This window comes from Burkholderia glumae LMG 2196 = ATCC 33617, from assembly GCF_000960995.1.
In the GTDB taxonomy this organism is placed as follows: domain Bacteria; phylum Pseudomonadota; class Gammaproteobacteria; order Burkholderiales; family Burkholderiaceae; genus Burkholderia; species Burkholderia glumae.
On record NZ_CP009435.1, the window covers coordinates 1,704,915 to 1,719,427 of the forward strand.

Genomic DNA, 14,513 nt, shown 5'->3' on the forward strand with positions numbered 1-14,513 from the left:
GGAGGGGCATTTTACTTGAAGCTACTTGATCCGGCCGGAAGCATCCGCCTCGCGCTCCAGCGCCGTCAGCAGCGCGCGCAGGAGCGGCAGCGTGACCGCGCGTTTCTGCTCGAGCGAGAAGCGGTCGAGCGCGTCGAGCAGCGCCATCAGGCTCGGCATGTCGCGCCGGTAGTGCGTGAGCAGGTAGGCGGGCACATCGTCGGCGATCGCGATGCCGCGCGCCTTGGCGGCCTGCTTGAAGACGACGGCCTTGTCGGCGTCCGACAGCGGCGCGAGGTGGAACACCAAGCCCCAGCCGAGCCGCGTGCGCAGGTCCTCGCGCACGTCGAGCGCGAGCGGCGCGGCCGGGCCGGCGCCGACGAACGCGCTCGACGGATGCGCGCGCACCTCGTTGAACAGGTTGAAGAGCGCGATCTGCTGGGTGTCGCTCATCGCGTCGATGTCGTCGACGGCGTACAGCGAGACGCGCGGATCGAACGCGATCGCGCCGAGCGGGCTTTGCGGCGTCAGGTAGCGCGCGCTGCCGTACGAGGTGTCGTGGACGAGCGCCTGCAGCAGGTGGCTGCGGCCGCTGCCGGCCTCGCCCCAGACGTAGAACGAGCGGTCGGCCACCGGGCCGGCGGCGAGCGCGAGATCGAGCCGGCGCAGCCGCGAGACGAGTTCGTCGTTCGGCCCGATGGTGAAGTTCTCGAACGTCGCGGGCGGCGGCGTGCCGAGGTCGAGCGTCAGTTGACGGGTGGCGGTCACGGTGCGGATCGGATGAGGTCGGGCTCGCGCCGTGCGGCGACCCGGCGCGAGGCGCCGCCGCGTTGCGCGCAGGCGCGGCGCGCCCGCATCGCATCCGCGCCGGCCGCGCGCGACCTGCGCGGCGGCGCGCCGCGCGCGGCGGCCGACCGGCGGGCCGGCGACGAAAACGGGGACGATTCGGACACGATGCGTTACCTGGAGAGATCGGCGCGGGGAATTCGGCCGGGCGTCCGGCTTCGGGTAAAATCGCATTTTACCGACCTTCTCGCATTCCCCCATGACTTCTCCGAAATCCGCTCCCGACGCCCAAGGTCTTTCCTACCGTGACGCGGGCGTCGACATCGACGCGGGCGACGCGCTCGTCGACAAGATCAAGCCATTTGCCAAGAAAACGCTGCGCGACGGCGTGCTGGGCGGGATCGGCGGATTCGGCGCACTGTTCGAAGTGCCGAAGAAGTATCGGGAGCCGGTGCTGGTGTCGGGCACCGACGGCGTGGGCACCAAGCTCAAGCTCGCGTTCCACCTGAACCGCCACGACACGGTCGGCCAGGATCTGGTGGCGATGAGCGTGAACGACATCCTCGTGCAGGGCGCCGAGCCGCTGTTCTTCCTCGACTACTTCGCCTGCGGCAAGCTCGACGTCGAGACGGCGGCGACGGTGGTGAAGGGCATCGCGACCGGCTGCGAGCTGGCCGGCTGCGCGCTGATCGGCGGCGAGACGGCGGAAATGCCCGGCATGTATCCGGACGGCGAGTACGATCTGGCCGGCTTCGCGGTGGGTGCGGTCGAGAAGAGCCGGATCATCGACGGCAGCACCATCGCCGCGGGCGACGTGGTGCTGGGCCTCGCGTCGAGCGGCATCCACTCGAACGGCTTTTCGCTGGTGCGCAAGATCATCGAGCGCGCCAATCCCGATCTCGACGCCGCCTTCGACGGCCGCACGCTGGCCGACGCGCTGATCGCGCCGACCCGCATCTACGTGAAGCCGCTGCTCGCGCTGATGGCCAAGCTGCCCGTCAAGGGCATGGCGCACATCACGGGCGGCGGCCTCGTCGAGAACATCCCGCGCGTGCTGCGCGAGGGCCTGACGGCCGAACTGGACCAGACCGCCTGGACGCTGCCGCCGCTGTTCCAGTGGCTGCAGCAGCACGGCGGCGTGGCCGATGCGGAGATGCACCGCGTGTTCAATTGCGGGATCGGGATGGCCGTGATCGTCGCGGCGGCCGATGCCGACGCGGCCGTGGCGGAACTGAGCGCCGCCGGCGAGCAGGTCTGGAAGATCGGCAAGGTGCGCGCCACGCGCGAGGGCGAGGCGCAGACCGTGGTGGTCTGAGGCTGGCGCAGCAGGAGGATCGGTGGCACGGCGCTCGTGCCGTGCAGCAGGAAGGGCCGCGGAGCGCGGCCTTTTTTGTTGCCTGGCGCGGACGCGTTCAGGGCGCCGCGTCGAGCACGCGCTCAAGCGCGGCCACGGCGCGCCGCGGCGCGTCATCGGCGCAGCAGTCCACCACGATGCGCTCCGGCATCGAGCGCAGCCAGGTCAGCTGCCGCTTGCAGAGCTGGCGCGTGGCGAATATGCCCTTGTCGCGCATCGTGGCGTGGTCGGTGGCGCCGTCGAGATATTCCCAGGCCTGCCGGTAGCCCACGCAGCGCATCGACGGCAGGCCCAGATGCAGGTCGCCGCGCCCGCGCAGCCGTTCCACCTCGTCGACGAAGCCGGCCGCGAGCATCGCGTCGAAGCGCACCGCGATCCGCGCATGCAGCACGGCGCGCTCGGACGGCTCCAGCGCCACCGGCACGAAGCGGTAGCGGGCCGCCTCGTCGCAGGCTGGCGGCGGTGCGGCGAGCAGCGCCGACATGGGCCGGCCGCTCAGTTCGAGGATTTCGAGCGCACGCTGGATGCGCTGCGCGTCGTTCGGCGCCAGCCGCGCGGCGGTTTCCGGGTCGGCCCGTGCGAGCCGCGCATGCAGCGCCGGCCAGCCGTCGCGCGCGGCGTCGGCGTCGAGCCGCGCGCGCACCTGCGGATCGGCGGCCGGTAGCGCATTGAGCCCCTGCGTCAGCGCCTTGTAGTACAGCATGGTCCCGCCCGCCAGCAGCGGCGTGTGTCCGCGCGCGAGGATCTCGCCCAGCAGGCGCAGCGTGTCGGCGCGGAACTCGGCGGCCGAATAGGCCTCGCGCGGGTCGCGGATGTCGATCAGATGATGCGCCACGCGCTCGCGTTCGGCGCGCTCCGGCTTCGCGGTGCCGATATCCATCTCGCGATAGACGAGCGCCGAATCGACGCTGACGATCTCCACCGGCCGCCGCTCGGCCAGCGCCAGCGCCGCGGCGGTCTTGCCCGAGGCGGTGGGGCCGAGCAGGCAGGCGACGGTGACGCGGGGCGATTCGGGTGCGCCGCTCATTGGCCGCGCATGAACAGGCGGTCGAGATCGCCGAGCGTGAGCTGGTACCAGGTCGGCCGGCCGTGGTTGCACTGGTCGGCGCGCTCGGTGGCCTCCATCTGGCGCAGCAGCGCGTTCATCTCGTCGAGCGTCAGGCGCCGGTTGGCACGCACCGCATGATGGCAGGCCAGCGTGCCGAGCAGTTCGTGCTGGCGCTCGGTCAGCACGCGCGAGCCGCCGAATTCGTGCAGGTCGGCCAGCACCGCTCGCGCCAGCGTCGGCAGGTCGGCATCGCGCAGCAGTGCGGGCACCGCGCGGATCGCGAGGGTGGTGGGCGAGAGCGTGGCCAGGTCGAAGCCGAGCGCGTCGAGCGTCTCGCGTTCCTCCTCGGCGGTACCGATCTCGACCGGCGTGGCCGCCATCGTCACCGGCAGCAGCAGCGACTGCACCGCGATCGCGCGGTTCGCGAGCGCGGTCTTGAACTGCTCGTAGAGGATGCGTTCGTGCGCGGCGTGCATGTCGACGATCACGAGGCCCTGCGCGTTCTGCGCGAGCACGTAGATGCCGTGGACCTGGCCGAGCGCGAAGCCGAGCGGCTGCGCGTCGTGCCCGGCGTCGGCCGGCAGCGTGCCGGGTGTGGCGCCGAACGGCGCCGGCTCGGCCGTGCCGGTCGCTTCGCCGCCGGCTGCCTTGCGCCCGAACAACGCGTCGTAGAGCGCCAGCGGCTGCGCGACCGGCAGCGTGCCCTGCGTCATGCGTGACTGGCGCGTCCAGGTGTTGCCCGCGCCCGAGCGCGCCGCACCGCCGCCACCGAATCCACCGCTGCTGCTGCTGCCGGCGGCCGAGCCGAAGCCGCCCGAGGCGCGGCCGAAGCCGCCCGCCGGGCCCGAGGACGTCGCGCTGCCGGCGCCATCGGCCAAGCCGGAGCCGCTCACGCCGTCGGCGCGTGCCGCGTGGTCGCCGGCTTGGCCGGCGGACCCGGCCGGGGCACGTTCTGGCGCGGCGCTCTCGCCGGCCGGTGCCAGATGCGCGGCGTGGCCGCCCGCCGTGGTCCCGGGCGAGGCCCCCGCGTGCCGCGCGAGCGCGCGCTGCACCGCGTGGAACACGTACTGGTGGATCGAGCGTGAATCGCGAAACCGCACCTCGATCTTCGACGGATGGACGTTCACGTCGACGGCCTCGGGCGGCAGGTCGAGAAACAGCACGTAGGACGGGTAGCGGTCGCCGTGCAGCACGTCCTCGTAGGCGGCGCGCACCGCGTGCGTGAGCAGCTTGTCGCGCACGAAGCGGCCGTTGACGAAGAAGTATTGCTGGTCGGCGCGGCCGCGGCTCGCGGTGGGCAGGCCCGCGCAGCCGTACACGGCGAGCGGCCCGGCCTGCTCGTCGAGCGGCAGGTGCGCGGTGGCGAAGCCCTCGCCGAGGATCTTCGCGACGCGCACGGCCGGCTCGCTCGCGTTCCAGTGCTCGACGGCCCGGCCGTTGTGCAGCACCGAGATCGCCACGTCGGGGCGTGCCAGCGCCACGCGGCGGATCATCTCGAGGCAGTGGCCGAATTCGGTCTGCTCGCTCTTCAGGAACTTGCGGCGCGCAGGCGTGTTGAAGTACAGCTCGCGCACCTCGATGGTGGTGCCGCGCGTGCCGGCCGCGGGCGACAGCGCGCCGGTGTCGGCGTCGATGCGCGTGGCGTGCGGCGCCTGCTCGGTGCGGCTCGTGATCGCCAGCTCGGAGACCGAGGCGATCGAGGCCAGCGCCTCGCCGCGAAAGCCGAGCGTGGCTACCGACTCGAGCTCGACGAGCGAGCGGATCTTGCTGGTGGCGTGGCGCATCAGCGCGAGCGGCAGCTCGTCGGCGGGGATGCCGCAGCCGTCGTCGGTGATCGAGATGCGCTTGACGCCGCCCTCGTCGAGTGCGATGCGCAGCGTGGTGGCGCCCGCGTCGAGCGCGTTCTCGAGCAACTCCTTGACGACGGATGCCGGGCGCTCGACCACCTCGCCGGCCGCGATCTGGCTGATCAACTGGTCGGGCAGCGGCTGGATCGCGCGCAGCGGGCGCGGGCCGGCCGCGGGGACGGCGGCGCTCGCGGCGGCGTCGGCACCGGTGGAATCGGTGGAATCGGTAAATTCGGACATGCGGGAATTATAACGACGCCGCCGAGCCGGCACCGGCGCCGGGCGCGGACACAATTTTTTTCAAGTGCATCCACGGGCGCCCGGGCTTCCTTCGGTATCATCTCGCCGGTTGCCCAGGCCCGGCCGGCGGCGCGCCTGTTCGGCTCGCCCGCCGGGCCGCCCCCCAGCCCGCGCGCTCGTCCCGCTCCCGCTCCTGTTCCCGAACCGAAGGAAACGTCTTGGATACGCTGCTTCACTTCGTCAATCTGGTCCTGCACATCGACGCGTTCCTCGGCAAGTTCATCCAGTATTACGGCGCCTGGGTGTATCTGGTGCTGTTCCTGATCGTGTTCTGCGAAACCGGGCTGGTGATCCTGCCGTTCCTGCCCGGCGATTCGCTGCTGTTCATCGCGGGCGCGTTCGCCGCGTCGGGCGAGATGAGCCTGGCGGCGCTGATCGTGCTGCTGCTGGTGGCCGCCACCCTGGGCAACACGGTCAACTACCTGCTCGGCCGCGCGATCGGCCCGAAGGTGTTCGACACGCATGTGCCGGTGCTCGAGCGCTTCCTCGACCGCGCCGCGCTGCAGAAAACCCACGATTTCTACGAGCGTCACGGCGGCAAGACGCTGGTGCTGGCGCGCTTCATCCCGGTGGTACGCACCTTCGCGCCGTTCGTCGCCGGGGTCTCGGCGATGCGCTTGGCGCGCTTTCAGCTCTTCAACGTCGCCGGCGCGCTGGCCTGGGTGCTGCTGCTCACCCTGCTCGGCTATTTTTTCGGCAACATCCCGTTCATTCGCCAGTACCTGAACGTGATCGTGCTGGTGGGAGTCGGCGCGGCGGCCGTGCCGGTGGTGATCGGCGCGCTCTGGAAGCTGCTGCGCGGTCGGACCCGCCCGTCGCGGGGCGGCCCGAATACGCCGCGCGGGCGCGGCTGAGGCCCGTGCCGCCGCGGCGCGGTTCGCGCCTTATCCGGCCGAGCGTTGGATGGTCGGCGTCTCCGGCGTCGGATAGCCGGCCTGACGGAAGGTGTCGAGGATCGCGTGCTGCGCGTCGCAATAGACCTGCCAGTAGCTGGCGGGCGGCGTGCAGGGGCGCACGAACAGCAGCGGGCCTTCCGGCGTGAACTGCAGGATGCCGACGTCGGGCGCGGGCGTCGGCAGCACGTTCGGGATCGCCGCCACGGCCGCCTTCAGCTTCGCGATCGCCTCGGCCGCGTCGACGCCGTGGGCGATCTTCGCGGTCAGGTCCACGCGGCGATGCGGCGTTGCGCTGTAGTTGGCGATGTTGTCGGAGAAGATCTTGTTATTGCCGACGATGGTCACGACGTTGTCGCTGGTCAGCAGCGTGGTGCTGAACAGCCCGAGTTCCTTGACGGTGCCGGTCACGCCGGCCGCCGAGATCGAGTCGCCGACCTTGAACGGGCGCAGCACCTGCAGGAACACGCCGGCCGCGAAGTGCGCGAGCAGGCCGCCCCAGGCGGTGCCGACCGCGAGGCCGATGCCGGCCAGCAGTGCCGCGAACGAGGTGGTCTGCACGCCGAACACCTGCAGGATCGCGAGGATCAGCACGATGGTCAGCAGCACGCTGACCACCGACGACAGGTAGTAGGCGAGCGTGGTGTCGACGCGCCCGCTGCGCTGCACGAGCCGGCCGAGCAGCCGCGTGGAAAGGCGGATCAGCCAGCGGCCGACGATCCATAGCGCGATCGCGGCGAGCACCTTGAGGCCGAAATCGAGGCCACGGGTCATCAGGAATTGTTGGGCGGTAGCGAGTTCCACCATGGGGTCTCCGAATCGGGAAGGCGGGACGCGACATGCGTCCGGCCGCGCAGTTATAACCGCCCGGTCGCGCGCCGGCAATCGTGGCCCGCGATGCCAGGCCCGAGCAGGACCGCGGGCGGGGCGCTGCCGGTGGCTGCGCCCAGGCGGCGGCGCGGGCGCCTGGGCGTCGAGGCCGAGTCCGGCCGAGGCGCCGCCCGCTCAGGCGTGCGTGCCGTTGCGCGGCGCGCGCGGCGTGAACGCGAAGGTCTCGACGCGGCCGCCGCGCGCGACGATCGCCGTGCTCTCGGGAATGGCCTGCCACGCGCCCGGCAGGTCGACGAGCGGCTCGGACAGCACCAGGAATGCGTCGTCGCCGACCGCGGCGATGCGCGGATCGTCGGGATAGAGCTCGTGCAGATGGCGAAACGAGGTGCTGTGGAACAGCGTGCGCGATCGATGCTCGCTCGAATAGCGCACCGACACCACCTGCTCGCCGTCGGTTGCGCAGACGGTCATGCTGATCGGCGGTGCCACGCCGTGCTTCGCGGCGATCTCCTCGATCACGCCGGCCATCCGTTCGAGCGCCGGCAGCGGCGTGTGTTCGAGCCCGAATGTGAGCGCCAGGTGGAACATCAGCTCGGAGTCGGTCGAGCCCTCCACCGACGGGAACAGCGCGGGGTCGATGCGCAGCATCAGGTCGTGGCGCAGCTTGTGGTAGTGGCGGATCAGGCCGTTGTGGACGAACATCCAGCGGCCGTGGCGGAACGGATGGCAGTTGGTTTCCTGGACCGGCGTGTCGGTGGCGGCGCGAATGTGCGCGACGAAGTGCGGGGAATGGATCGCGCGCGCGACCTCGCGCAGGTTGCGGTCGTTCCAGGCCAGATGCACGCAGCGGTAGCGAAACGGGATCTCGTCGGGGCGTCCGTACCAGCCGATGCCGAAGCCGTCGCCATTGGTGGTGGTGGCGCCCAGGCGCGAATGCAGGCTCTGATCGATCAGCGAATGCTGCGCGCGGAACAGGACGGTTTCGAGCGGGATCGGGTTACCGGTGTAGGCGAGCCAGCGGCACATGGGGAACTCCTTCTGCGACTGCGCGAAGGGCCGGCACGCGGGGCGCGGCCGGCCGGGAAGTCAGCCGAGCATAGCGGAAGACGGCCGCCGCTGGCCTTGCGCATAGCCTGCGAAGCGGCTCGCGTGGCCGATGGCGGCGCGTTTTCGAAGGCCTTCGCTGGCCTTCGCGCCGCTGCCCGGCTTACTTCGGCGCGCGGCCGTAGGTGTCCTCGAAGCGGACGATATCGTCCTCGCCGAGGTAGGCACCCGACTGCACCTCGATCAGCTCGAGCGGGATCTTGCCGGGGTTGCTCAGGCGGTGCGTCGCGCCGAGCGGGATGTAGGTCGACTGGTTCTCGGTCAGCATGATCTCCCTGTCGCCGTTCGTCACGAGCGCGGTGCCCTTCACGACGATCCAGTGCTCGGCGCGGTGATGGTGCATCTGCAGGCTCAGCTGCGCGCCCGGCTTGACGACGATGCGCTTGACCTGGAACCGGTCGCCCTGGTCGATGCCCTCGTAGTCGCCCCACGGGCGGACCACGCGGCGGTGCGTGACGGACTCGTGACGGCCGGATTTATTGAGTTGTTCGACCACTTTCTTGACGTCCTGCACGTGATCGCGATGGACCACCAGGACGGCATCGGCAGTTTCGACGACGACCAGGTTGTCGACCCCGATCGTGGCTACCATGCGGTGTTCGGCGCGGACGTACGAGTTGCTGGTCGATTCGCAGAACACGTCGCCGATCAGGGTGTTGCCGTCCTCGTCGGTCTTGGCGAGATCGGCCAGGGCGCCCCACGAGCCGATGTCGTTCCAGCCGAGGTTATCGGTGGCGACGACGGCGGCATGCTCGGTCCTTTCCATCACGGCGTAGTCGATCGAGATGTTGGGGCTTGCCGCGAAGGCGACCGGATCGAGTCGGATGAAATCGTTGTCGTGCGACGCGCCCTCGAGCGCCGCTTGCGACAGCCGTGCGATCTCGGGCTCGAACCGCTGCAGTTCCTGCAGGTAGGTCGATGCCTTCAGCATGAACATGCCGCTGTTCCAGTAGTATTCGCCCGATTTGACGAATTCCTCCGCGGTCGCCATGTCGGGTTTTTCGACAAAGGCGTCCACGCGGTGGGCCTGCGCCTCATCGTCGAACGGCTTGCCCCGGTGGATATAGCCGAATCCCGTATGTGCGCGGTCGGGGGGGATGCCGAAGGTGACCAGGCAGCCTTCGCTCGCGACCGCTGCCGCGGCTTGCGCCGCCGCAGCGAAGGCGGCCTGGTTCAGGATGGCGTGGTCGGAAGGCAGGACCAGCAGCAGCGCGTCCGGCGACTCCTTGAGGGCCATGTGCGCGGCCACCGCGATCGCGGGTGCGGTGTTGCGGCCGACGGGTTCCAGGACGATCGACGACGGTTCGATGCCGACCTGCCGCAGTTGCTCGGCGACCAGGAAGCGTTGCTCGTTGTTGGTCAGGATGATGGGTTTGGTCGCATCCGGCAAATGACGCACGCGCAGGGCTGTCTGCTGGATCAGCGTATCGTCGCCGGTCAGCTTGAGATACTGCTTGGGATATCCGCCGCGCGACATCGGCCAGAGTCGCGTACCACTGCCACCGCACAAAATTACCGGAAAGATGCTCATGTCTGAATCTCAGATGGAAATGCTGCCAACGATTGCGGATTGTCCAGGTGCGTTGTTTTTTGCAACGCAAGTCTCATTCAATGCGTCATACGAATGAATTTCGCCGATGCCCTGCCTGCCTGCACTGCCTGTATCGCCAGCCGAGATGAACCAGCGCATTGGTGGTCCATCGCAGTGCCTTGAGGGCAGGGCGCCGCCAGTTGCGTCCCTGGGCGCGCAGGGGCCGGTTCGCGGCCGGCGCGAGCCGCCGGACCACGGCCTCGGGGGTAGTATAAAGAGCCAGGCGCCAGTTCCAATATATCGGATAGCGTATCAGCGTCCCTGCCGTCAGCATGTCCAGGGTCAAGGCACGCTCTCGCCACGGCTGGGGGCTGATGGCGTCGTCGGTCAGACCCCAGCCGGCATAGAAGGGCAGGCCGTAGGTGAATACCGGCTTGCCGCGCAGCAGGGCATCGAAGCCCGATAGCGACGAGAGCGTGTGCACCTCGTCGGCGGCTTCGATCAGGGACACGATGTCGGAGTCGAGGTCGACGATGTCGGCGAGGCGTTGTGCCTCGACGAGGCCGTTGCGATTGCCCGAAAGTACGTCGGGATGAGGCTTGTAGACGATGCAGTCTGTCGGGCGCCGTTCGCGCACCGCCGCGAGCAGGCCTTCGGCGGTGTTGACTGCGCCGGTGCCGAGCCGGATCGAAGCGTCGTCCGCCACCTGACCCGGGACCAGGATCACACGACGGTCGGCCGGCCGGGGCCAGGCGGGGCGCTGTCGCCCCAGGTTGTACTTGGTGATGCCGAATTCGACGATGCTGCGGCGCAGCGCTGCTGCGCGCGCGAGTTCGGCGGCGTCGAAGCCGGCCGTGTTCAGGATGCGCGTCAGGTCGCTCGGGGCGCTGGCGTCGAAATAGAGGTTGCTGCCGTCGATGACCTGGCTGCACGGCGGACTCATGTCGGAGCCCAACCCGGCGGAATGGATGAAGCCGTCCTCGATGCGGTAGTAGCGCGTGCCTTGCGGCGTGCCGTCTCGCAGCCGCGCCCCCCACAATGCCGCGCATTCGTGCGGACCGATGTCCGCGATTGCTCGCGCCCAGCGGAGCGTGCCGCCTCCCGCCGAAAGATAGGGAGTTGCAAGACGACGCTTCCACCACTGGAAGCGCAGGCCGACGACATGGTCGAGCTCGCGGAATCGTTCGCTGACCTGATGTTGTAACTGGAGGGCATCGAGCACGTGCTCCAGCGTGCCGGGCTGCTCCTGCTCGGGATCGAGGTAGTGCGTCAGCCGCACGAAAGTGGCGTCGAACCAGGCGCTCAATGTGGGTCGCGCCTGGCGCTGCGGGAATGCCTGAGCGTCGGTCGTGAAACCCCAGCCGGCGTAATAGGGGCGCCCGTAGACGAAGGTGGGGCGATCCGCGAGAATCGCGCCCATTCCTTCGGCGGCGCCGACCGTATACACCTGGCTGAAATACGGCAGCCAGGCGCGCAGCGAGTATTCCGGGTCCAGCACGCGCAATTCGCGTGGGAGCACGCCGCATCTGGACGACAACCACGGGCCGCGTCCCGGATCCGACGAAGGGGCCAGCCAGAATTCCGCATCGGGATGACTGGCGAGCGCTGCGTCGACCATCGCACGGAAATCGGCGATGCGGCGGCTTCGGCGCGCAGGCGGCGAGACTCCGGAAATCAAGCGCTCGTCTATCAGGAGAATGCGCTGCCGAGCCGTTGCCACGAACTCGGCATGTGGCAACTGTGCCGCCTTGCGGCGCGGATGCAGTGCATCGCTGTCGAGCAGGTGCCGCATCAGCGCACGCGTGCGCGCTTCGTCGTGGGGTGTCGACGCGGTCACGGCCTGCTCGATGGCAGCGCCGAGCGGATCCTCATGGCCGAGCTCGAGCGGGACCGAGAACCACGACAGCGGCGCCAGGCCGAGCGAGGCGCGAGGTGCGATCGGCCCCGCATAGGCGGCCTGGGCATCGAGCTTGAGCAGGCGCGCCAGCGCAGCCAGCAGGCGGCCGCCGCGGGCTTCGGGCCAGAGCCATCGGCTTCGGCGGGTCAGCCAGCCGAGCAGCCGGTAGCCATGCGCGAGGTAAATCGCGTCGAACTGCCGGTCGCGCGATCCGGACGACGGGATGGGATATTCGGACATCTAATTGAGCGTGCCGATGAAGCTGTCGACGCACGCGAAATGAGCGCTCCAGGTCGGTGCGCCGAAGTGCTCGATGCGCGACATCTGCTGCTGCCGTGCCGGGCTCGCGGGGGCGGCATACTCCATGATCCGCTGCGCCCATGCCGGGCCGTCGAGCGGATCGAGATAATCCGGCGTGTCGGCGGCAATTTCGCGAAACACCTCGAGATTGCTCGCGAGCACCGGGATGCGCGAGGCGAGCGCCTCCACGAGCGGCATGCCGTAGCCCTCGACGAACGACGGAAACAACAAGGCCCGCGCATGCTGGAGCAGCGCATGCAGGCGTTCGTCGCTGCATTCCGACTCCTCCACGACGAACTGTCGTAGCGGCGTGCATCGCTCCAGCATGTCGACGACGTTTTCGCATTCCCAGCCCCGGCGCCCGATGATCACGAGTTTCGGGGCGCGCGCGCCGTGGCGCTCGACCAAGCTGCGCCATACATGCAGCATCAGCCAATGATTCTTGCGCGGCTCGATGGTGCCCAGCATGAGGAAGTAGGGCTCGCCGATCGGTGCGGGGCAGGGCTGGTGCGCGGTGATGCCGGGCGCGAGACGGGCGATCGTGCAGGGCGGCATCGGCAGGCCAGCCGCCTGCGCCTCCTGTTCGATCGAATCCAGCGTCGCCTGCGAATTTGCGATGAGTCCGCTCGCGTGTCGCAATGCCGTGCGGATGCGCAGGCGATGCATCTGTTCGACGCCGGGCCGGCAATACTCCGCGTGCGTCAAGGGGATCAGGTCGTGGACCATGAACACCGGCCGAGCATTGCGGCGGGCCATGGCTCTGTAGTAGCGTGTGTGCTCCATGCCAGAATGGCTGGTATGGAGCAGGACGGCATGTTCGAAGCGTGACCGGTTAAACGCGCCCATCAGCGTGCGTGCAACCATGCCGCGCAGCGCCCAGCGGTCACGCGGGCCCGGCGTCGAGAGCAGCAGGCCGAAGAGGCGTTGGGAATCTCGCTCGCTCAGAACGATCGAATGGCCCCGCTCGCCGAGAACCGCGCGTGCGTGGTCGCCATATTTCTGCACGTAGGCCAGGCCGACCCGGTCGACCCCGGTGGGAATCAAGCCATCGTAACGGCGGGTGACGATACGCGTGACGTCAAGGAGTATTTGTGTCACTCGAATGTCGTTAATGGATGTTGGCAAGCGGTTGCGGCACCAATTATTACCGGCGTGCCGGCGGGCGCGGTGGCACTCGGCCCAGTCTGCAAAAAACTAGTTTATTGCATCTACTAACGTGCGACAATTCAGATCCGTAGATTTTCCGTTTCCCTGGCAACACATGTCGCTTTTGCTCCGTGGTGTTACGTGTTCGGTCCTTGTCAGCGGTGCGCTAGTCGGCTGCTCGATCATTCCGACGTCAGGGCCTAGCCGGTCCGCGATTGTGCAATCCGCCAACGGGTCCGCCGAGGCGACGGCCGGCATGGCAGGGATCCAGGTCGTCGACCTGACCGACTCCATCGCGCGCCGGCTTTATGCCGAACGCGAGCAGGGCGATTTCGCCACCACGCTGGGTATCGATACGCACTTTCGTCAGCAACTCGGGATCGGCGATACGATCGAGGTGTCGATCTGGGAGGCGCCGCCCGCGACCTTGTTCGGTGCCGCGCAAGCCGACACGCGCAGTAGCGGCGCAAGCGCGCCGAGCAATGCGCGCGTGACCGTATTGCCAGACCAGACCATCGACGGCGACGGCAATATCAACGTGCCGTTCGTCGGCGCCGTCAAGGCTCAGGGCAAGACGCCGACGCAGCTCGAGCGTGACATCACGTTGCGTCTGAAGAATATGGCGCACGATCCCCAGGTGCTGGTGAAACTGTCACGAAATGTAACTTCCTATGTCACCGTGGTGGGCGACGTGGTCTCCAGCAATCGCATGCAGTTGTCGGCGAGAGGCGAGCGCCTGCTCGATGCGTTGGCCAGCGCTGGCGGCGTGCGTCAGCCGATCGACAAGATCACGTTGCAGGTGACGCGCGGCGACAAGGTTGCTTCCTTGCCGTTGCAGACCGTGATTCGCGATCCGCGCCAGAACGTGCCGCTGCACGCCGGCGACGTGGTGACGGCGTTGTACCAGCCCTACAGCTTCACCGCGCTCGGCGCGACGGGCAAGAATCAGGAAATCAATTTCGAGGCCCAGGGCATCTCGCTTGCTCAGGCGATCGCGCGCGCAGGCGGCCTGGAGGATTCGCGTTCGGATGCGCAGGGCGTGTTCATCTTCCGCCTCGAGGACGCCAATGCGTTGCCGTGGCCTGTCAAGCCGGTGCGCACCACGGCGGACGGCAAGGTGCCCGTCATCTATCGCATGAACCTGAAGGACCCGAGTGCATTTTTCACCGCGCAGAGTTTCGTGATGGATAACAAGGATCTCCTGTACGTGTCGAATGCGCCGATTACCGAGCTTCAGAAAGTCTTGAATCTGGTGTTCTCGGTTGCCTATCCCGTCGTGACGGGTGTTCAGTCGTTCAAATAAGAATCAAGGGTTGGCATATCGCACGGATGCCCAAGTCCGCTGCGATATGCTGCATCTGACGCGACTTCTAATGGATCGCCGGATTTGTCGAGTCACGGCGGTCGTGATTCTCGTTCGATTTGCTGAGTGGGCAGCCCGCACGGTATTGCCGAGCGAATGGACCGGATCGGATGTCTGCGCAGGGGAGGCGCATA

The 14,513-nt window shown here is 68.4% G+C and carries 11 protein-coding genes; 3 read left to right on the forward strand and 8 right to left on the reverse strand.

The window, feature by feature from the left end; genetic code table 11:
- Window positions 1-21: 21 nt before the first annotated feature.
- Window positions 22-747, reverse strand: coding sequence for a DnaA regulatory inactivator Hda (hda, locus tag KS03_RS20330; RefSeq protein ID WP_017924621.1), 726 nt, complete (start codon window positions 745-747; stop codon window positions 22-24).
- A gap of 277 nt (window positions 748-1,024) precedes the next feature.
- Between hda and purM the strand changes: the two genes are divergently transcribed.
- Complete coding sequence (gene purM / locus KS03_RS20340; protein ID WP_012734726.1) at window positions 1,025-2,080, forward strand: phosphoribosylformylglycinamidine cyclo-ligase; 1,056 nt, start codon at window positions 1,025-1,027, stop codon at window positions 2,078-2,080.
- Window positions 2,081-2,177: 97 nt separating this feature from the next.
- Here purM and miaA read toward each other — a convergent pair whose 3' ends face one another.
- Together miaA and mutL are read right to left on the reverse strand one after the other, a co-directional pair.
- Entirely contained in the window at window positions 2,178-3,146 is a 969-nt protein-coding gene (gene miaA / locus KS03_RS20345) for a tRNA (adenosine(37)-N6)-dimethylallyltransferase MiaA (protein ID WP_012734727.1), read from the reverse strand.
- On the reverse strand, window positions 3,143-5,254 hold the full coding sequence (mutL, locus tag KS03_RS20350) for a DNA mismatch repair endonuclease MutL (RefSeq protein WP_035984654.1): 2,112 nt from the start codon (window positions 5,252-5,254) through the stop codon (window positions 3,143-3,145). The genes miaA and mutL overlap by 4 nt, the downstream gene beginning before the upstream one ends.
- A gap of 218 nt (window positions 5,255-5,472) precedes the next feature.
- On the opposite strand from mutL, the gene KS03_RS20355 reads away from it, so the two are divergent.
- Window positions 5,473-6,168 carry a VTT domain-containing protein gene (locus tag KS03_RS20355; protein WP_012734729.1) on the forward strand — a complete coding sequence of 232 codons (696 nt, stop codon included), beginning with the start codon at window positions 5,473-5,475 and terminating at the stop codon, window positions 6,166-6,168.
- Window positions 6,169-6,198: 30 nt separating this feature from the next.
- Here the strand turns inward: KS03_RS20355 and KS03_RS20360 are convergent, their stop codons facing one another.
- From KS03_RS20360 to KS03_RS20380, 5 genes are all read right to left on the reverse strand, one after another.
- The gene (locus KS03_RS20360) at window positions 6,199-7,014 is read right to left on the reverse strand and encodes a mechanosensitive ion channel family protein (protein WP_012734730.1); all 816 of its coding nucleotides are present in this window, start codon (window positions 7,012-7,014) and stop codon (window positions 6,199-6,201) included.
- A gap of 198 nt (window positions 7,015-7,212) precedes the next feature.
- Window positions 7,213-8,064 (reverse strand): class II glutamine amidotransferase, encoded by an 852-nt coding sequence (locus tag KS03_RS20365; protein ID WP_012734731.1) that lies wholly within the window; start codon window positions 8,062-8,064, stop codon window positions 7,213-7,215.
- A gap of 181 nt (window positions 8,065-8,245) precedes the next feature.
- On the reverse strand, window positions 8,246-9,673 hold the full coding sequence (locus KS03_RS20370) for a mannose-1-phosphate guanylyltransferase/mannose-6-phosphate isomerase (protein WP_012734732.1): 1,428 nt from the start codon (window positions 9,671-9,673) through the stop codon (window positions 8,246-8,248).
- 85 nt (window positions 9,674-9,758) lie between these two features.
- The gene (locus KS03_RS20375; RefSeq protein WP_012734733.1) at window positions 9,759-11,810 is read right to left on the reverse strand and encodes a capsular polysaccharide export protein, LipB/KpsS family; all 2,052 of its coding nucleotides are present in this window, start codon (window positions 11,808-11,810) and stop codon (window positions 9,759-9,761) included.
- Window positions 11,811-12,968 (reverse strand): glycosyltransferase family 4 protein, encoded by a 1,158-nt coding sequence (locus tag KS03_RS20380; protein ID WP_012734734.1) that lies wholly within the window; start codon window positions 12,966-12,968, stop codon window positions 11,811-11,813.
- A gap of 163 nt (window positions 12,969-13,131) precedes the next feature.
- Between KS03_RS20380 and KS03_RS20385 the strand changes: the two genes are divergently transcribed.
- The gene (locus tag KS03_RS20385; protein WP_173941157.1) at window positions 13,132-14,319 is read left to right on the forward strand and encodes a polysaccharide biosynthesis/export family protein; all 1,188 of its coding nucleotides are present in this window, start codon (window positions 13,132-13,134) and stop codon (window positions 14,317-14,319) included.
- Window positions 14,320-14,513 lie beyond the last annotated feature (194 nt).

Coding starts and splice junctions, on each gene's coding strand:
- KS03_RS20375 (WP_012734733.1), bottom strand. CDS start 11,810: ATGTCCGAATATCCCATCCCGTCGTCCGGATCGCGCGACCGGCAGTTC.
- mutL (WP_035984654.1), bottom strand. CDS start 5,254: ATGTCCGAATTTACCGATTCCACCGATTCCACCGGTGCCGACGCCGCC.
- KS03_RS20360 (WP_012734730.1), bottom strand. CDS start 7,014: ATGGTGGAACTCGCTACCGCCCAACAATTCCTGATGACCCGTGGCCTC.
- KS03_RS20365 (WP_012734731.1), bottom strand. CDS start 8,064: ATGTGCCGCTGGCTCGCCTACACCGGTAACCCGATCCCGCTCGAAACC.
- KS03_RS20385 (WP_173941157.1), top strand. CDS start 13,132: ATGTCGCTTTTGCTCCGTGGTGTTACGTGTTCGGTCCTTGTCAGCGGT.
- KS03_RS20370 (WP_012734732.1), bottom strand. CDS start 9,673: ATGAGCATCTTTCCGGTAATTTTGTGCGGTGGCAGTGGTACGCGACTC.
- purM (WP_012734726.1), top strand. CDS start 1,025: ATGACTTCTCCGAAATCCGCTCCCGACGCCCAAGGTCTTTCCTACCGT.
- miaA (WP_012734727.1), bottom strand. CDS start 3,146: ATGAGCGGCGCACCCGAATCGCCCCGCGTCACCGTCGCCTGCCTGCTC.